The sequence below is a fragment of the Ensifer sesbaniae genome (assembly GCF_013283665.1).
Classification (GTDB): domain Bacteria; phylum Pseudomonadota; class Alphaproteobacteria; order Rhizobiales; family Rhizobiaceae; genus Ensifer; species Ensifer sesbaniae.
In genome coordinates this window covers 656,464-671,758 of the sequence record NZ_JABEKU010000001.1, presented here as the reverse complement: position 1 = coordinate 671,758, position 15,295 = coordinate 656,464, and the positions used below count along the sequence as shown (strand labels likewise).

Annotated in this window: 13 protein-coding genes; 4 read left to right on the top strand and 9 right to left on the bottom strand. The window is 63.7% G+C overall.

Going from position 1 to position 15,295, the window contains the following annotated elements:
• The 6 genes from kdpC to BHMPCIPO_RS03170 form a co-directional block, all read right to left on the bottom strand.
• Positions 1-570 (bottom strand): potassium-transporting ATPase subunit KdpC, encoded by a 570-nt coding sequence (gene kdpC / locus BHMPCIPO_RS03195; protein WP_173515430.1) that lies wholly within the window; start codon positions 568-570, stop codon positions 1-3.
• 2 nt (positions 571-572) lie between these two features.
• A complete protein-coding gene (gene kdpB / locus BHMPCIPO_RS03190; protein ID WP_173515429.1) occupies positions 573-2,690 on the bottom strand; it encodes a potassium-transporting ATPase subunit KdpB in 2,118 nt (705 codons plus the stop codon).
• Between the two features lie 13 nt (positions 2,691-2,703).
• Complete coding sequence (gene kdpA, locus BHMPCIPO_RS03185) at positions 2,704-4,413, bottom strand: potassium-transporting ATPase subunit KdpA (RefSeq protein ID WP_173515428.1); 1,710 nt, start codon at positions 4,411-4,413, stop codon at positions 2,704-2,706.
• Between the two features lie 84 nt (positions 4,414-4,497).
• Positions 4,498-4,584, bottom strand: a complete 87-nt coding sequence (gene kdpF, locus BHMPCIPO_RS03180) for a K(+)-transporting ATPase subunit F (RefSeq protein WP_057248082.1) — start codon at positions 4,582-4,584, stop codon at positions 4,498-4,500.
• 340 nt (positions 4,585-4,924) lie between these two features.
• Positions 4,925-6,085 (bottom strand): AI-2E family transporter, encoded by a 1,161-nt coding sequence (locus tag BHMPCIPO_RS03175; protein ID WP_173515427.1) that lies wholly within the window; start codon positions 6,083-6,085, stop codon positions 4,925-4,927.
• A 290-nt stretch (positions 6,086-6,375) separates the two neighbouring features.
• Positions 6,376-7,599 (bottom strand): MFS transporter, encoded by a 1,224-nt coding sequence (locus BHMPCIPO_RS03170; RefSeq protein WP_173515426.1) that lies wholly within the window; start codon positions 7,597-7,599, stop codon positions 6,376-6,378.
• Between the two features lie 338 nt (positions 7,600-7,937).
• Here BHMPCIPO_RS03170 and BHMPCIPO_RS03165 point away from each other — a divergent pair, with 338 nt between their 5' ends.
• From BHMPCIPO_RS03165 to BHMPCIPO_RS03150, 4 genes are all read left to right on the top strand, one after another.
• Complete coding sequence (locus tag BHMPCIPO_RS03165; RefSeq protein ID WP_173515425.1) at positions 7,938-9,638, top strand: long-chain fatty acid--CoA ligase; 1,701 nt, start codon at positions 7,938-7,940, stop codon at positions 9,636-9,638.
• A 139-nt stretch (positions 9,639-9,777) separates the two neighbouring features.
• Positions 9,778-11,403 (top strand): glucose-6-phosphate isomerase, encoded by a 1,626-nt coding sequence (gene pgi, locus BHMPCIPO_RS03160; protein WP_173515424.1) that lies wholly within the window; start codon positions 9,778-9,780, stop codon positions 11,401-11,403.
• A 215-nt stretch (positions 11,404-11,618) separates the two neighbouring features.
• The gene (locus BHMPCIPO_RS03155; RefSeq protein WP_173515423.1) at positions 11,619-12,173 is read left to right on the top strand and encodes a DUF2975 domain-containing protein; all 555 of its coding nucleotides are present in this window, start codon (positions 11,619-11,621) and stop codon (positions 12,171-12,173) included.
• A 3-nt stretch (positions 12,174-12,176) separates the two neighbouring features.
• Positions 12,177-12,392 carry a helix-turn-helix domain-containing protein gene (locus BHMPCIPO_RS03150; protein ID WP_173515422.1) on the top strand — a complete coding sequence of 72 codons (216 nt, stop codon included), beginning with the start codon at positions 12,177-12,179 and terminating at the stop codon, positions 12,390-12,392.
• Between the two features lie 6 nt (positions 12,393-12,398).
• On the opposite strand, the gene BHMPCIPO_RS03145 is transcribed toward BHMPCIPO_RS03150, so the two are convergent.
• The 3 genes from BHMPCIPO_RS03145 to pyrC all read right to left on the bottom strand — a co-directional run bounded on the left by BHMPCIPO_RS03145 (position 12,399) and on the right by pyrC (position 15,171).
• Entirely contained in the window at positions 12,399-13,325 is a 927-nt protein-coding gene (locus tag BHMPCIPO_RS03145; protein ID WP_173515421.1) for a carbohydrate kinase family protein, read from the bottom strand.
• An 89-nt stretch (positions 13,326-13,414) separates the two neighbouring features.
• The gene (locus BHMPCIPO_RS03140) at positions 13,415-14,107 is read right to left on the bottom strand and encodes an orotate phosphoribosyltransferase (RefSeq protein ID WP_173515420.1); all 693 of its coding nucleotides are present in this window, start codon (positions 14,105-14,107) and stop codon (positions 13,415-13,417) included.
• A 26-nt stretch (positions 14,108-14,133) separates the two neighbouring features.
• The gene (gene pyrC, locus BHMPCIPO_RS03135; protein WP_173515419.1) at positions 14,134-15,171 is read right to left on the bottom strand and encodes a dihydroorotase; all 1,038 of its coding nucleotides are present in this window, start codon (positions 15,169-15,171) and stop codon (positions 14,134-14,136) included.
• Positions 15,172-15,295 lie beyond the last annotated feature (124 nt).

Below are 15,295 nucleotides of genomic sequence, written 5' to 3'. Positions count from 1 at the left end.
TCATGTTCGAGGCGCATCGAGGGCCAGGTTCAGTTCTAGCACATTGATGCGCGGCTCGCCTACGATCCCGAACAGACGACCTTCCGTCGCCCTTTCGACCAACGCGGTGACATCCGCCTCGCTGAGGCCGCGCGCATTGGCGACGCGAGCGATCTGCGCCCGGGCAAAGGCCGGCGTGACATGCGGGTCGAGGCCGGAACCCGATGTCGTCACCGCGTCTGCGGGGATCTCGCCGGCAAAGCCGGCGGTCTTCAGGCGTTCGACGTCGGTAGCAACGCGATCCCTCAGCTTGACCGAAGTCGTGCCGAGGTTGGAGCCGCTCGATGCGCCGGCATTATAGGCCTCCGGGCCGGTCGCAGACGGGCGCGGCCAGAAGTACCTGTCGGAGGTGAAGTTCTGGCCGATCAGCTTGGAACCGATCAGGGTACCGTCCTTCTCGATGAGGCTGCCGTTTGCCTGTAGCGGCATCAGCACCTGCGCGGCGCCGGTGATGGCGAAGGGGTAGGCAAGCCCGGTGATGGCGGTGAGCAGCACGATCATGACTATGGCGGGACGAACTTGGTTCAGCATGGTTACACCAGATTGAGTGCGTTGACGGCGAGATCGACGAGCTTGATGCCTGCGAAGGGCAGAAGGATGCCGCCGAGACCGTATACGAGCAGGTTCCGGCGCAAGAGCGCCGCGGCACCGACCGGACGATACGTGACGCCTTTCAGCGCCAGAGGGATCAGCGCGACGATGATCAGCGCATTGAAGATGACTGCCGACAGGATCGCCGATTGGGGCGAGCCGAGGCCCATGACGTTGAGCGCGGCCAGCGCCGGATAGGTGGTGATGAACAGCGCCGGGATGATGGCGAAGTACTTCGCCACGTCGTTGGCGATGGAGAAGGTCGTTAGCGAGCCGCGGGTCATCAAGAGCTGCTTGCCGATCTCGACGATCTCGATGAGCTTTGTGGGGCTCGAATCGAGGTCCACCATGTTGGCGGCCTCGCGCGCGGCCTGCGTGCCGGTCTGCATGGCGACGCCGACATCGGCCTGGGCAAGCGCCGGCGCGTCATTGGTGCCGTCGCCGCACATGGCGATCAGGCGGCCGCCCTGTTGCTCCTTGCGGATATAGGCGAGTTTGTCCTCGGGCGTCGCTTCGGCGAGGAAATCGTCAACGCCGGCTTCGGAGGCAATGGCGGCAGCCGTCACCGGGTTGTCGCCGGTCACCATCACGGTGCGGATGCCCATGGCACGAAGGGCTGCGAAGCGTTCCTTGATGCCGGGCTTCACCACGTCCTTCAGATGAATGACGCCGAGCAGGCGCGGACCGTCGGCAACGGCGAGCGGCGTACCGCCAGTGCGCGCCACCTGGTCGACCGCGCGACGAAACTCGCTCGGCACATTCTCGTCGCGGATGCCGGTAAACTTCAGGATCGAATCGACGGCGCCCTTGCGCAGCCGACGGCCACCGAAATCGACGCCCGAGAGCCTCGTTTCCGCGGCGAAGGGGATGACCGCATCGATCCGGGTTGCGCCCACCTGGCTTGCGCCACCGCCGACGGCAAGCGCCACGACCTCACCCTTGCCTGCATCGGGCAGCGAAACGGCCGGCGCCTGGCGACCGAACTCACCGGTCGCAAGCGCCGCGATCGAGCGGCCCTCCGGCGTCTCGTCGGCAAGGCTGGCGAGCAGCGCCGCATCGGCGAGTTCCGCCTCGCTGACGCCGGGAACCGGCATGAAGTCGGCGGCCATGCGGTTGCCGAAGGTGATCGTGCCCGTCTTGTCGAGCAGCAGCGTATCGACGTCGCCGGCAGCCTCCACCGCACGGCCGGAGGTGGCGATGACGTTGAAGCGAACCAGTCGGTCCATGCCGGCGATGCCGATCGCCGAAAGCAAGCCGCCGATGGTGGTCGGGATCAGCGTCACGAGCAGGGCCGCAAGCACGGTGACCGAGAGCACGGTGCCGGAGTAGCCGGCAAGGCCCCAAAGGGTGACGACGGCGACGAGGAAGATCAGCGTCAGGCCCGAAAGCAGGATCGACAGCGCAATCTCGTTCGGGGTCTTCTGGCGCTGTGCGCCTTCGATCAGCGCGATCATGCGGTCGACGAAAGTGTTGCCGGGCGCGACGCCGATGCGGACCTTGATCCAGTCGGACAGAACCTGCGTGCCGCCGGTGACGGCCGAACGGTCGCCGCCGGATTCGCGGATGACAGGCGCGGATTCACCGGTGATGGCGCTTTCATTGACGGAGGCGACGCCTTCGATGACCTCGCCATCGCCGGGGATCAGTTCGCCGGCCTCGACCAGTACGAGGTCGCCGACCTTCAGCGAAGTCGCCGGGATCGACTGGGTTTCGCGGCCCTCGGCCGATACGAGCTTGCGCGCCGTCAGCTCGGACTTGGTGCGCCGCAGACTGTCGGCCTGGGCCTTTCCGCGCCCTTCGGCGACGGCTTCGGCGAAGGTGGCGAAAAGCACGGTGAACCACAGCCAGGCGGCGATCTGCCCGGAGAAGGGCGGGCTGCCGGTGCCGGTCATAAGATCGCGGACAAAGAGGCCGGTGACCACGGCGGCAACCACCTCGGTGACGAAGATCACCGGATTGCGCACGAGCTGGCGCGGGTCGAGCTTGACGAAGGCCGCCTTGACCGCCGGCAGAAGGATCGCCGGATCCAGAAGACTAGGAGCGACTGGTTTGGAAGACATGTGTCGAATTCCTTTAGAAGGTCTGGCCGGCAAGCATTGAGAAATGCTCGACGATGGGACCGAGAGCGAGCGCCGGGAAGAACTGCAGCCCGCCGAGAATGAGGATGATGCCGACGAGCAGGCCGACGAATAGCGGCGTGTCGGTCGGGAAGGTGCCCTTGGAGGCCGGCACGCGCGTCTTGACGGCGATCGAGCCGGCAATCGCCATGACGGGAACCGCATAGGCAAAGCGGCCGAGCAGCATCGCGAACCCAAGCGTGGTGTTGTACCAGGGCGTGTTGCCGGTGAGCCCGCCGAAGGCCGAGCCGTTGTTACCGGCTGCCGATGTGAAGCCATAGAGGATTTCCGACAGGCCGTGCGGACCCGCAGTGCCGACGCTCGCCACGGCGAACGGCAACATTGCCGAGACGGCCGTGAAGCCGAGGATCGTCACCGGCAGGATGAGGACCGCGAACATCGCATATTTCATCTCGCGGGCTTCGATCTTCTTGCCGAGCAGCTCCGGCGTACGGCCGACCATCAGGCCGGCAACGAAGACGGCGAGGATCGCAAAGACGACCATACCGTAGAGACCGGAGCCGACGCCGCCGGGCAGGACTTCGCCGAGCTGCATCAGGAACATCGGCACGAGGCCGCCGAGGCCAGTCAGCGAACCGTGCATGCCGTTGACGCCGCCATCCGACAGGCCGGTCGTGACAGCCGCATAAAGCGCGGTCATCGCCTGGCCGAAGCGGACTTCCTTGCCTTCCATATTACCTTGCGCGGCATCGAGACCGAGCGCGGTCAGGATCGGGTTGCCCTGGGCTTCCGCCCAGTAGACGACCGCTACGCCTGATATCAGCAGGACCGCGGTAACGGCGATGAAGGCCCAGCCTTGGCGGCGGTTACCGACCATCTGGCCGAAGGTGTAGACCAGCGCCGCCGAGATCGACAGCATCGAGAAGATGTTGAGGTAGTTGGAGAGCGCCGTCGGGTTCTCGAACGGATGCGCGGCATTGACGTTGAAGAAGCCGCCGCCGTTGGTGCCGAGCTGCTTGATCGCTTCCTGACTTGCGACCGGCCCGAGCGAGATCGTCTGCTTGGCGCCCTCGAGCGTCGTTGCGCTGAGGTCGGCATGGAAGGTCTGCGGCAGACCGGTCCAGACCATGGCGAGGGCCATGACCACGGCGATCGGCAGCAGCACGTAGAGGGTCGAGCGAGTGAGATCGACCCAGAAATTGCCGACGGTCGCCGCGTTCGAGCGGGCAAAAGCGCGAGTGACGGCGAGCGCCATGGCGATGCCGGTCGCGGCGGAGACGAAGTTATGCACCGTGAGCCCGGCCATCTGGCTGAAGTGGCTGAGCGTGGTTTCGCCGCCATAGTTCTGCCAGTTGGTGTTGGTGACGAAGCTGACCGCCGTGTTGAAGGCGAGGTCGGACGGCATGCCGGCGAAGCCCTGCGGGTTCATCGGCAGGTAGGCCTGCAATCTTAGGATCGCAAAGAGCGATGCGAAGCCGGCAAGGCTGAAGGCGAGCATCGACATCGTATAGGCGAGCCAGCCCTGCTCCTTGTTCGGGTCGACGCCGGCGGCGAGATAGAGACCGCGCTCGACAGGGCCGAGGATGGGCGAAAAGACGTTGCGCTCGCCGGAGAAGACCCGCGCCATGTAAAGCCCCAGCGGCTTGATGACGATCAGGACGGCGATGAAGAGGAGGCTGATCTGCAGCCACCCGATGATAGACATGGGATTTCTCCGCTCAGGAAATGTGCGGTGCAAAGGCGATCCGGCCCTGGAAGAGTTGACCCGAACCAAAACCTTCGACCGGAGTCAGAACCGTTCCGGGCGAACGAGGGTGACGACGAGGTAGGCCGCAAGCGCGACGGCGACGGCGAGGCCGATCAGGGCTTCGAACATGGCGCCCTCCCTAGAGGCGGCTCAGCGCGCGCGCATAAAGCGCAAACACGACAAAGCCGCCGATGCCGGCGGCGAGGAAAAGAACATCGGACATGCAAATTCTCCGGACTGTTGAGGTCCGGATCTTGCATCCGCTGCAGGTCAATTATCGATTGCGATGGTCGGAAGGGCGCGTAAGGAAAAGATAAAGACGCCCGCTGAAGCCTGCCAAGAACCGTGTGAGGCGGCTTTCCGTGCGCGACCGCGCTTTCGCGGGAGGTCGGATCATCTCACGGCGTCAATGAAACGATGGATCGCGATACGGCTGCGCGCGGCGGCCTCTGGCTCGTCCTCGGGGGCCTTAACCCTTGACGATGTGATTCACGGTCGCTTCGGGCGACGTGGTGACTTCGCGCATCCACTCGCGCCAGATCGCGACCAACAGCGCCATCAGCACCGGGCCGACGAAGAGGCCGAGGAAGCCCATGGTCTTCACGCCACCGACGAGACCGAAGAAGGTTGGCAGGAAGGGAAGCTTGATCGGCCCGCCGACGAGGCGCGGGCGCAGCGTCTTGTCGACGATGAAGAGCTCGGTCGTGCCCCAGGCAAGCAGCGCGACGCCGTGAATCGGCGAACCGCTGGCGACGAGGTAGACCGAAACCAGCGTGAAGCAGAGCGGCGCGCCGCCGGGGACCAGGGCCATCAGGCCGGTGATGATGCCAAGCGTGACCGGCGACGGAACGCCGGCCAGCCAATAGGCGACGCCGAGCACGATGCCCTCGCCGATCGCGATGATGCCCATGCCTGTGACCGTCGAGCTGATCGTCAGCGGCACGACGCGCGACAGCCTCTCCCAGCGCATCGGGAAGATGCGCTCGCCAAGGCGGTCGAGCTGGCCGGAGAAGGACTGCCCGTCGCGGTAGACGAAGAACAGCGTGATCAGCATGAAGAGCAGCGTCAGGAAGGCGTGGAACGTCGAGGCACCGACGACCAGAACGCCGCGGTAGATGTTGCCGATGTTGGAGCCGCTGACGAGCTGAACGAGCTCCCCGAGGGCACCAGGATGGCCGATATGCTTCACCCACTGTTCACCGAGCCAGACGCCGGCAATCGGAATGCTGGTCAGCCAGGCGGGCACCAGTGCACCATTGGCATTGGTCTCGACCGCCCAGACAACCCAGTCGCGCACTTCATCGACCGCATAGACGGCGGCGATCGAGATCGGCACCACGATGAAGGAAATGACGCAGACGATGGCGATGGTTGCGGCCAGCGTGCGGTTACCGTTCACGGCGGCGAGCAGCCGGCGATAGATCGGCCAGCTGGCAAAACCGATGACGACGGCCGCCAGCACGGGCACCACGAAACCGTGGAAGAAATAGACGCCGGCAAGCAGGACGAAGACCAGCATCCAGCGGGCAGCGGTCATGGGGCCGACGAGGGCATGGCGCGAAATGGCTGTGTGCCCGAGGAGCCTCGGCTCGACAGGAAAATTCTCTCGTTCGCGATTGCCCAATTGCACCAATGATCCTCCGTCCTTCGACGAGCTTACAACAAACCCACGGCCTTGACAGCCTACCTTCAGCGCCGCCCGTCTTATGAAGACGCGCAAAGGTCGCTGCAGCACTTTGAGGGCTGCATGTTTTTTCCCTCTAATCGGCTAGGATTAAAGCAAACATACAGTAACGCCCCGCGTCGCCGCTTTGCCCCTGCTTTACGGTAGTTTCAGGGCCACAAGCGACGCTACCGGCGGGACATGACAGAAAAATTTAGGAGGGTTCAAGCTCGATGACCTTCTTTCGCCAAAGCCGGTCATTCCGTCGCAGGCTGTGCCGCCATGCGAGCCGGCTGCGTGCGATCGACGAAGACGGATGCGAGGAAGATGGCGAAGCCGGCAACGCCGAGAACGGCGCCGACGAGGCCGGTGGATGTCCAGCCGTAGCCGGCGGCAATCGAGGCGCCGCCGAGCCAGGCGCCAAGCGCATTGGCGAGATTGAAGGCGGAATGGCTGAGGGCGGCGGCGAGCGTCTGTGCCTCCCCGGCGACATCCATCAGCCGCGTCTGTACACCGGGCACGACGGCGAAGCCGCCGCCGATGAAGAGCACGTTGACGATCGCGATCCAGGGATTGCCCATGGTGAAATAGAAAAGCACATAGGCGAAGATATTGAAGGCGATGGCGATGCCGATCGCCGGCAGCAGCGCCCAATCGGCAAGCCGCGCGCCGACGATGTTGCCGAGGATCATGCCGGCCCCGAAGACCGAAAGCATGACCGGCACATTGGCAAGAGAAACGCCCGCGACTTCCGTGAGCGCCGGCGTGATGTAGCTGAAGACGGCGAACATGCCGCCGCAGCCGATGGCACAAATGCCGAGCATCAGCCAGACCTGCAGCTTGCCGAGCGCGCCCAGTTCGCGAAGCGGCGTCGCCTTCGGGTTGACCTTGTCCCGCGGCACATGGACGAAGGTCAGCGCCACAGTCAGAAGGCTGATGCCGCCGACGATCGCGAAGGCGGAGCGCCAGCCGAGCGCCTGGCCGAACCACGCGACAAGCGGCGTGCCGAAGAGGGTTGCGATCGTCAGCCCCATCATCACCCGTCCGACGGCGCGCGCCCGCTGGTTCGGCGCCGCGAGACCCGCAGCCACCAGGGCGGCAACGCCGAAATAGGCACCATGCGGAAGACCGGCGAAGAAGCGCGCCGCAATCAGCGTGTAGAAATCCGGCGCGACCGCGCTGGCAAAGTTGCCGACTGCGAAAATCAGCATCAGCGCCAGCAGCACGCTGAAGCGCGAGAAGCGGGCGGCGAGCACGGCAATCAACGGCGCACCGACGACGACGCCGAGCGCATAGGCGCTGATCACCGCCCCGGCCCGCGGCACCGAGACGGCGATGTCCCCGGCAACCTGCGGCAAGAGACCCATGATCGCGAATTCGCCGGTGCCGATGCCGAAACCGCCGACGGCGAGCGCCACTTCGGCGGCAGAAACGCCCGCGCGGCGCGGTTCGACGGCGGAAGAATAGGCTTCGTCACACATGGGAATGGCCTGTGTCGTCCGGCCCGAGCGGACCGGAGATAAAACTGGGGGATATGTCGGCGGGCGTTGGATCGGACCAACAGGGATATGCTGCAATGCAATACAGGGTTTTGCCTTCGCAGGCAAAGCTTTTGCGGCTCTCGTCATACTTTTTCGAGAGCGCCGGCAGTGCCTGTTAACCGTAAGTCAAGTTGACGTTTACGTCAAAGTCATATAATCCCGAATCTCAGCTTGAAGCGGTGTCTCAAAAGCATCATCTTCATCGGCATGAGAAGGTCGGGAGGGATTTTCTCAGGCCGCGAACAGGCCAGCCTGTGGCGACCAGAGGGAGAGAGGTCATGGTGGAAGTCAGCGCACAACAATCGGGGACCAGCCCAGGCAAGATCTGGCTCAAATCCTATCCACCCGGCATTGCCGCCGAGATCGGCCCACTGCCCTATAAATCGATCGGCGAGTTCTTCGACCACGCCGTCGCCCGCTATTCGACCCGCCCAGCCTTCACCTGCATGGGCAAGACGCTGAGTTTTGCCGATCTCAATGCCGAATCCGCCAAGGTCGGCGCCTGGCTGCAATCTCTCGGCCTCGCCAAGGGCGACCGCGTCGCGGTGATGATGCCGAACATCCTGCAGAACCCCGTCATCGTCTACGGCATTCTCCGAGCGGGCTTTACCGTCGTGAACGTCAACCCGCTCTATACGCCGCGCGAATTGCAGCACCAGCTCGTCGATTCCGGCGCCAAGGCGATCTTCGTTCTGGAGAACTTTGCGCACACGGTGCAGCAGGTAGCCGACAAGACCTCCGTCAAGCACGTCGTCGTCGCTACGATGGGCGACATGCTGGGCCTCAAGGGCGCGATCGTCAATCTCGTGGTCCGCCGCGTCAAGAAGCTGGTTCCTGCCTGGTCGATCCCCGGCCACCTCTCGTTCAAGGCCGTGCTTGCCAAGGGCGGCCGCAGCACGATGAAGAAGCCAAACGTCGCGCCTGGTGACGTCGCCTTCCTGCAATATACCGGCGGCACGACGGGAGTCTCGAAGGGCGCGACGCTCACCCATTCTAACCTCTTGTCGAACATGGCGCAGATGGAAATCTGGTTCCAGACGGCGTTCCGCTCGCGGGCACGGCCAGACAATCTCGTCTTCATGTGCGCGCTGCCGCTCTACCACATCTTCGCACTGACGGTGAATTCGCTGATGGGCCTTGCCACCGGCGGCAACAACATCCTGATCCCCAATCCGCGCGACATCCCGGGCTTCGTCAAGGAACTCGGCAAATACAAGACCAACATCTTCCCGGGCCTCAACACGCTGTTCAACGCGCTGATGAACAATGCGGAGTTCCAGAAGCTCGATTTCTCGTCGCTGATGCTGACCTTCGGCGGCGGCATGGCGATCCAGCGCCCGGTGGCGGAGCGCTGGAAGCAGATGACCGGTTGCTCGATCGCCGAAGGTTACGGCCTGTCGGAGACGTCGCCGGTGGCAACGGCCAACATCCTCGACGCGACCGAGTTCACCGGCACGATCGGCATGCCGATCCCCTCCACCGAGGTCGAGATCCGCGACGACCAGGGCAACCCCTTGCCGATCGGCGAAGTCGGCGAAATCTGCATCCGCGGCCCGCAGGTGATGGCGGGCTACTGGCAGCGCCCGGACGAGACCGCCAAGGCGATCTCGCCGGACGGCTTCTTCCGCTCGGGCGACATCGGCTTCATGAATGCAGCCGGCCTCGTGAAGATCGTCGACCGCAAGAAGGACATGATCCTCGTCTCCGGCTTCAACGTCTTCCCGAACGAGATCGAGGAAGTGGCGATGACCCATCCGGGCGTTCTCGAATGCGCGGCGATCGGCGTTCCGGACGAGCATTCCGGCGAGGCCGTCAAGCTCTTCGTCGTCAAGAAGGATCCGGCCCTGACGGAGGAGGAGGTCAAGCGCCACTGCGCCGCCAACCTCACCAACTACAAGCGCCCGCGCTACGTCGAATTCCGCACGGAACTGCCGAAGACCAATGTCGGCAAGATCCTGCGAAAAGACCTGCGCGGCTGAGTTAGTCCAAAATTCAAACGATTTAAAAAATCCTGAAAACCGCCGTTTCGGCGGTTTTACGGGCTTGATTTGGGCGGCTTAAAGCGAATAGCTACGCAGGCGATTGTCCGACACCCCTGTCCGACCAAGGAGCCCCGCGATGAAAGCGCTTGTCGATCAACTCAAAGCAACCGCCGCTGAGACCAACGCAACCGATATCCGCGCCGCCTTCGCCAGCGACGCCGAACGCTTCCAGCGCTTCAGCACCACGCTCGGCGACCTGCTGTTCGATTATTCGAAATGCGCCGTCAACGACAGGGTGCTCGACGGCCTCGAGGCGCTCGCCAACGCCGCCAAGGTCGAGGAGAAGCGGGACGCCATGTTCCGCGGCGACATCATCAACATCACCGAAGAGCGCGCCGTGCTGCACACGGCGCTGCGCAACCGCGGCAACCGCCCGATCCTCGTCGACGGCAAGGATGTGATGCCCGACGTCAACGGCGTGCTCGATGCCATGGGCGCCTTTGCCGACGGCATCCGCTCGGGCGCGCTCAAGGGCGCGACCGGCAAGAAGATCACCGACGTCATCAATATCGGCATCGGCGGCTCCGACCTCGGCCCGGTCATGGCGACGCTGGCGCTTGCCCCCTTCCATGACGGCCCCCGCCTTCACTTCGTTTCCAACATCGACGGCGCCCACATCGCCGACACGCTGAAGCTGATCGATCCGGAAACCTCGCTCTTCATCGTCGCCTCGAAGACCTTCACGACGATCGAGACGATGACCAATGCCCAGACGGCCCGCGCCTTCATCGCCGGCAAGCTTGGCGAAGCGGCCGTCGGCTACCACTTTGCCGCCGTCTCGACGGCACTCGACAAGGTCGCCGCCTTCGGCATCGACAAGGCCCGCGTCTTCGGCTTCTGGGACTGGGTCGGCGGGCGCTACTCGATCTGGTCGGCGATCGGCCTGCCGCTGATGATCGCCATCGGCAAGGAGAATTTCGGCCGCTTCCTCGATGGCGGACACGCGATCGACGAGCATTTCCGCACCGCGCCGATCCGTGAGAATATTCCGGTTCTGCTCGGCCTCCTCGGCTTCTATCACCGCAACGTGCTCGGTTATCCGTCGCGGGCGATCCTGCCCTATGACCAGCGCCTGTCGCGCTTCCCGGCCTACCTGCAGCAGCTCGACATGGAATCGAACGGCAAGGCGGTGACGCTCGACAGCACCCCGGTCGAATATTCGACCGGTCCGGTCGTCTGGGGCGAACCTGGCACCAATGGCCAGCATGCCTTCTATCAGCTCATCCATCAGGGCACGGACATCATTCCGGCGGAATTCATGATCGCCGCGAACGGCCATGAAAAGAACCTGCGGCATCAGCACGAGCTCCTGATCGCCAACTGCCTGGCGCAGTCCGAGGCGCTGATGAAGGGTCGCACGCTCGCCGAGGCCAAGGCGCAGCTCAACGCCAAGGGCATGGCCGACGCCAAGGCCGACAGGATTGCCCCGCACCGGGTCTTCACCGGCAACCGCCCGTCGCTGACGATCGTCTACGACCAGCTCGATCCCTTCGCGCTCGGTCGCCTGATCGCGCTCTATGAACACCGCGTCTTCGTCGAAGGCGCGCTCTTCAACATCAACTCCTTCGACCAATGGGGCGTCGAGCTCGGCAAGGAGCTGGCAACCGGCCTGCTGCCGGTCGTCGAAGGCAAGGAAAGTGCGGCCAGCCACGATTCTTCGACTGCGGGTCTGGTAGCAGCCCTGCTGAAGGCCGCTCGCTAAGGCGCAATTCCAAGCGATTCCACCCGGAACCGCACCGCTTCAAATAATGAGGCCCGAGGCGCAGATCGCGCCTCGGGCCTCATTCTTTAACGCAGGTCGGCACCAGCCCTTTTTCGCGTAATCGAACAGATATGGCACGACACAAAACTCACAATTGACGAGAATTACTTATTGTCTTACGATAAAAATACAAGCAAAACGATAAAGGAATTTTCATGACGGACTCTGCCGAGAGGCTGCGCAAGCTCAGCCGCTTCATGAAGCTCATGATCCTATTGGGTGGCGCGTTGTTTTGTTCGGCCGTCGTCTATATGCACTGGCAGATCTTTTTCGACCGACAGGGCTTCGAGCAGGGCATTCGCGATATCGTCCTCCCCCGCGTCGGGGCGATTACCCTTTCCTACCGCGCCATCGCCACGGTCATTTTCCTGACTGCCATCAACAATGCGCTCGTCATTGCCGGCCTCGCCTTTGCCTGGCAGCTGTTCGACAGTTTCCAGCGCGGCGAGATTCTCTCCGGCCGCAACGGCGTGCTGTTGCGGCGGGTGGGGCTGACTGCGCTTGCGGGAGCGTTATGCCTAACGGTCAGCAACGGGATCGGTATCCTGGCCGTCACCTACGACAACCCGGGCGCCACGGGACATGCGGTGATCTTCGACATCAATGGCGGCACGATGATCGTGCTGCTGATGGCCGGCCTGGTCGTCGGGCTTGGCCACGTCGTGGCCATCGCATCGGGTGTCGAAGCGGAGAACAGGAGCTTCGTCTAGCGCATGCCGATCGTGGTCAATCTCGATGTCATGCTGGCGAAACGGAAAGTCCGCTCACGCGACCTCGCCGAGCAGGTAGGGATCACCGAGCAGAACATCTCGCTGTTGAAATCGGGCAAGGTGAAAGGCGTGCGCTTCGATACGCTGGAGAAGATCTGCGCCGCGCTCGACTGCCAGCCGGGCGATATCCTGGAATATCGCCCGGACCGGGAAGAATAAGAAAGCTCAGAGGCCGATTTCGTGCTTCCACGGCGGGTTTGCGCCGGCGCGCGAGACGGTGACCGCGGCCGCCTTGGCGCCGAGCGCCAGCGCATTGCGGACCGCGGTTTCGCTGAGATCGGTAACGTCGGCCTTAGTCAGGAGACCGCTGAGCTTCAGCGACGCCAGTACGCCGGCATCGAAGGTATCGCCGGCACCGACCGTATCGACCACCGTCACCTTTTCGCCGGCGACCTCGACCTTGTGGCGCGCCGTGTAGCCGACGGCGCCGTCGGCGCCCTTGGTAATCAGCACCAGCTTCGGTCCGCGTTTCAGCCATTCGGCAGCGAGGTCGTCGTGGCTCCCTTCCATGCCAAACCAGGCGAGATCCTCGTCGGAGAACTTGACGATATCGGACATCGCCGCCATGCGGTTCATGCGCGCCAGATGGGCGTCTCTGTCCTTGATGAAACCGGGACGGATGTTCGGGTCGAAGGAGATCACCCGCTTCTCGTGCTCGCGCGTCATCAGCGCCTCGTAGGTCGAGCCGCAGGGCTCGGGGATCAGGCTGATCGCGCCGAAGTGCAGCGCCTCGCAGAAGTCACCCAGCGCCGGCAGGTGTTCGCGCGTGATCATGCGCCCGGCGGTGTTCTCGTCGAAGAAGGCGTAGCTGGCGTGGCCGTTGACCAGCTTGACGAAGGCGAGCGTCGTGTGCAGCGAGAGCGTTGCGCAGGGGCCGAAATCGACATTCGCCGCCTTCAAAGTCTCGCGCAGGATATCGCCGAACATGTCGTCGGAAAGGCCGGTGAAGAAACCGGTGGGAATGCCGAGGCGACCGAGCGCGATGGCGGTATTGAAGATCGCGCCGCCGGCATAGGGCGCAAAGGCGCTCTCGCCCGCGGTCGTGTCCCGCGGCAACATGTCGATCAGCGCTTCACCGCAACATACGATCATCGGCTTTTCCTCCTCAGACACTTCAATCGATTTAAAAAGACTAGCTCAGGCGTTGCGGGGCCCCGGCGACGCCGGGGCCGCGTCGAACTTTACGCCAGCGCGCTCACGCCGCCGTTGCGACCCGACCAGACGAGCGGCGCATTGAGGAAGGCCTCGACCTCACCAAGCGTCTTCTCGTCGAACAGCGCCTGCTCGCGGGCAACCGCAAGGACGTTGCGCCAGGTGGCGATCCAATGCAGGTCGACGCCCTTGCCCTTCATCTCGCCAACCGCCTCCGGGAAGATGTCGTAGTAGAACAGCGCAATGCCGTGGTCGACGATGCCGCCCGCCGCGCGAATGGCGTCGATAAACTTGAACATCGACCCGCCGGCCGTCGTCAGGTCCTCGATGACGAGCACGCGCGCGCCTTCCGGCATATGGCCTTCAATCTGGGCGTTGCGGCCGTGGCCCTTCGGCGCCTTGCGAACGTAGATCATCGGCAGGCCGAGGCGCTCGGCGAGCATGGCGGCAAAGGGAATGCCGGCGGTTTCGCCACCGGCGACCACGTCGAACTTCTCGAAACCGGCCTCACGCAAGATGGTCGCTGCGGCAAAATCCATCACCGCCGATCGGATGCGCGGATAGGAGATCAGCTTGCGGCAGTCGATATAGACGGGGCTCGCCATGCCGGACGAGAGCTTATAGGGCTCATCGGCGCGGAAGTGCACGGCCTTGATCTCCCAGAGCATCTTGGCGACCAGCTCGGCCATCACGGACTTGTCGGTGAACGCGTTGGAAAACATCAAACTCTCCTTCAAAACTAAAGCGATCAGACGACGGTCCAATGGAGCGGGAACATCGGATCGAACACGGTAACCAGACCGGCGCCGGTCTCGATCTTCTTCGGGTAGGTGACGGCGTCAGCCTGTTTGCGCAGCGTGATCGTTTCGTCGTTGACCGGCAGGCCATACCAGGCAGGACCGTTCAGCGAGGCAAAGGCTTCGAGCTTGTCGAGCGCGCCCTCCTCCTCGAACACATGCGCCAGGCAGCTCATGGTGTTGATCGAGGTGTAGATGCCGGCGCAGCCGCAGGCGCATTCCTTCAGCGGGTCGACATGCGGTGCGGAGTCGGTGCCGAGGAAGAAGCGCTTGTCGCCGGAGACCGCGGCGGCGCGCAGTGCCAGGCGGTGGTTTTCGCGCTTGGCGACCGGCAGGCAGTAGTAGTGCGGCTTGATCCCGCCGACGAGGATGGCGTTGCGGTTGATGATCAGGTGGTGGGTGGTGATCGAGCCGGCGAGGTTCGCCTTCGATGCCTTGATGTAATCGATGCCGTCCTTGGTGGTGACGTGCTCCATCGTCACCTTCAGTTCCGGCAGCCGCTTGCGCAGCGGATCAAGTACGGTCTCGATGAACACGGCCTCGCGGTCGAAGATATCGACATCGGATGTCGTGACCTCGCCGTGCACGCAGAGCGGCACGCCGATCTTCGCCATGCGCTCCAGCACCGGCATCGCCTTGTCGATGTTGCGAACACCGCTGTGCGAGTTCGTCGTGGCACCGGCGGGGTAGAGCTTGACCGCCTTGACGAGGCCGCTCTTGTGGCCGGCCTCCACGTCGTCGGGATCCGTGCCTTCGGTGAGATAGAGCGTCATCAGCGGCTCGAACCGGTCGCCCGCGGGAAGCGCGGCCAGGATGCGCTCGCGATAGGCCGCGGCATCCGCGGCCGTCACGACTGGCGGCACCAGGTTGGGCATGATGATCGCGCGGGCGAAATGGCGGCTTGTATCGGCGATGACGCCCTTCAGCATGTCGCCATCTCGCAGGTGAAGGTGCCAATCATCCGGGCGGCGGATAACGAGGTCTTGCATGGTCAGCGTTCTCCTAGGTCAGAGCAGGCGCAGACGGAAAACCGCCGCTCCAGGCTCGCGCCCGATCCACGCGCGCAGCTTTGCAGCCGGCAGGTGCGGGTCGCGGGCGGTTACTCATGTGGTG

Excerpts from the sequence above, each read along its gene's own strand:
- kdpC (WP_173515430.1), bottom strand. The coding sequence starts at position 570 with ATGCTGAACCAAGTTCGTCCCGCCATAGTCATGATCGTGCTGCTCACC.
- kdpB (WP_173515429.1), bottom strand. The coding sequence starts at position 2,690 with ATGTCTTCCAAACCAGTCGCTCCTAGTCTTCTGGATCCGGCGATCCTT.
- kdpA (WP_173515428.1), bottom strand. The coding sequence starts at position 4,413 with ATGTCTATCATCGGGTGGCTGCAGATCAGCCTCCTCTTCATCGCCGTC.
- kdpF (WP_057248082.1), bottom strand. The coding sequence starts at position 4,584 with ATGTTCGAAGCCCTGATCGGCCTCGCCGTCGCCGTCGCGCTTGCGGCC.
- BHMPCIPO_RS03170 (WP_173515426.1), bottom strand. The coding sequence starts at position 7,599 with ATGTGTGACGAAGCCTATTCTTCCGCCGTCGAACCGCGCCGCGCGGGC.
- BHMPCIPO_RS03165 (WP_173515425.1), top strand. The coding sequence starts at position 7,938 with ATGGTGGAAGTCAGCGCACAACAATCGGGGACCAGCCCAGGCAAGATC.
- pgi (WP_173515424.1), top strand. The coding sequence starts at position 9,778 with ATGAAAGCGCTTGTCGATCAACTCAAAGCAACCGCCGCTGAGACCAAC.
- BHMPCIPO_RS03155 (WP_173515423.1), top strand. The coding sequence starts at position 11,619 with ATGACGGACTCTGCCGAGAGGCTGCGCAAGCTCAGCCGCTTCATGAAG.
- BHMPCIPO_RS03150 (WP_173515422.1), top strand. The coding sequence starts at position 12,177 with ATGCCGATCGTGGTCAATCTCGATGTCATGCTGGCGAAACGGAAAGTC.
- BHMPCIPO_RS03145 (WP_173515421.1), bottom strand. The coding sequence starts at position 13,325 with ATGATCGTATGTTGCGGTGAAGCGCTGATCGACATGTTGCCGCGGGAC.
- BHMPCIPO_RS03140 (WP_173515420.1), bottom strand. The coding sequence starts at position 14,107 with ATGTTTTCCAACGCGTTCACCGACAAGTCCGTGATGGCCGAGCTGGTC.
- pyrC (WP_173515419.1), bottom strand. The coding sequence starts at position 15,171 with ATGCAAGACCTCGTTATCCGCCGCCCGGATGATTGGCACCTTCACCTG.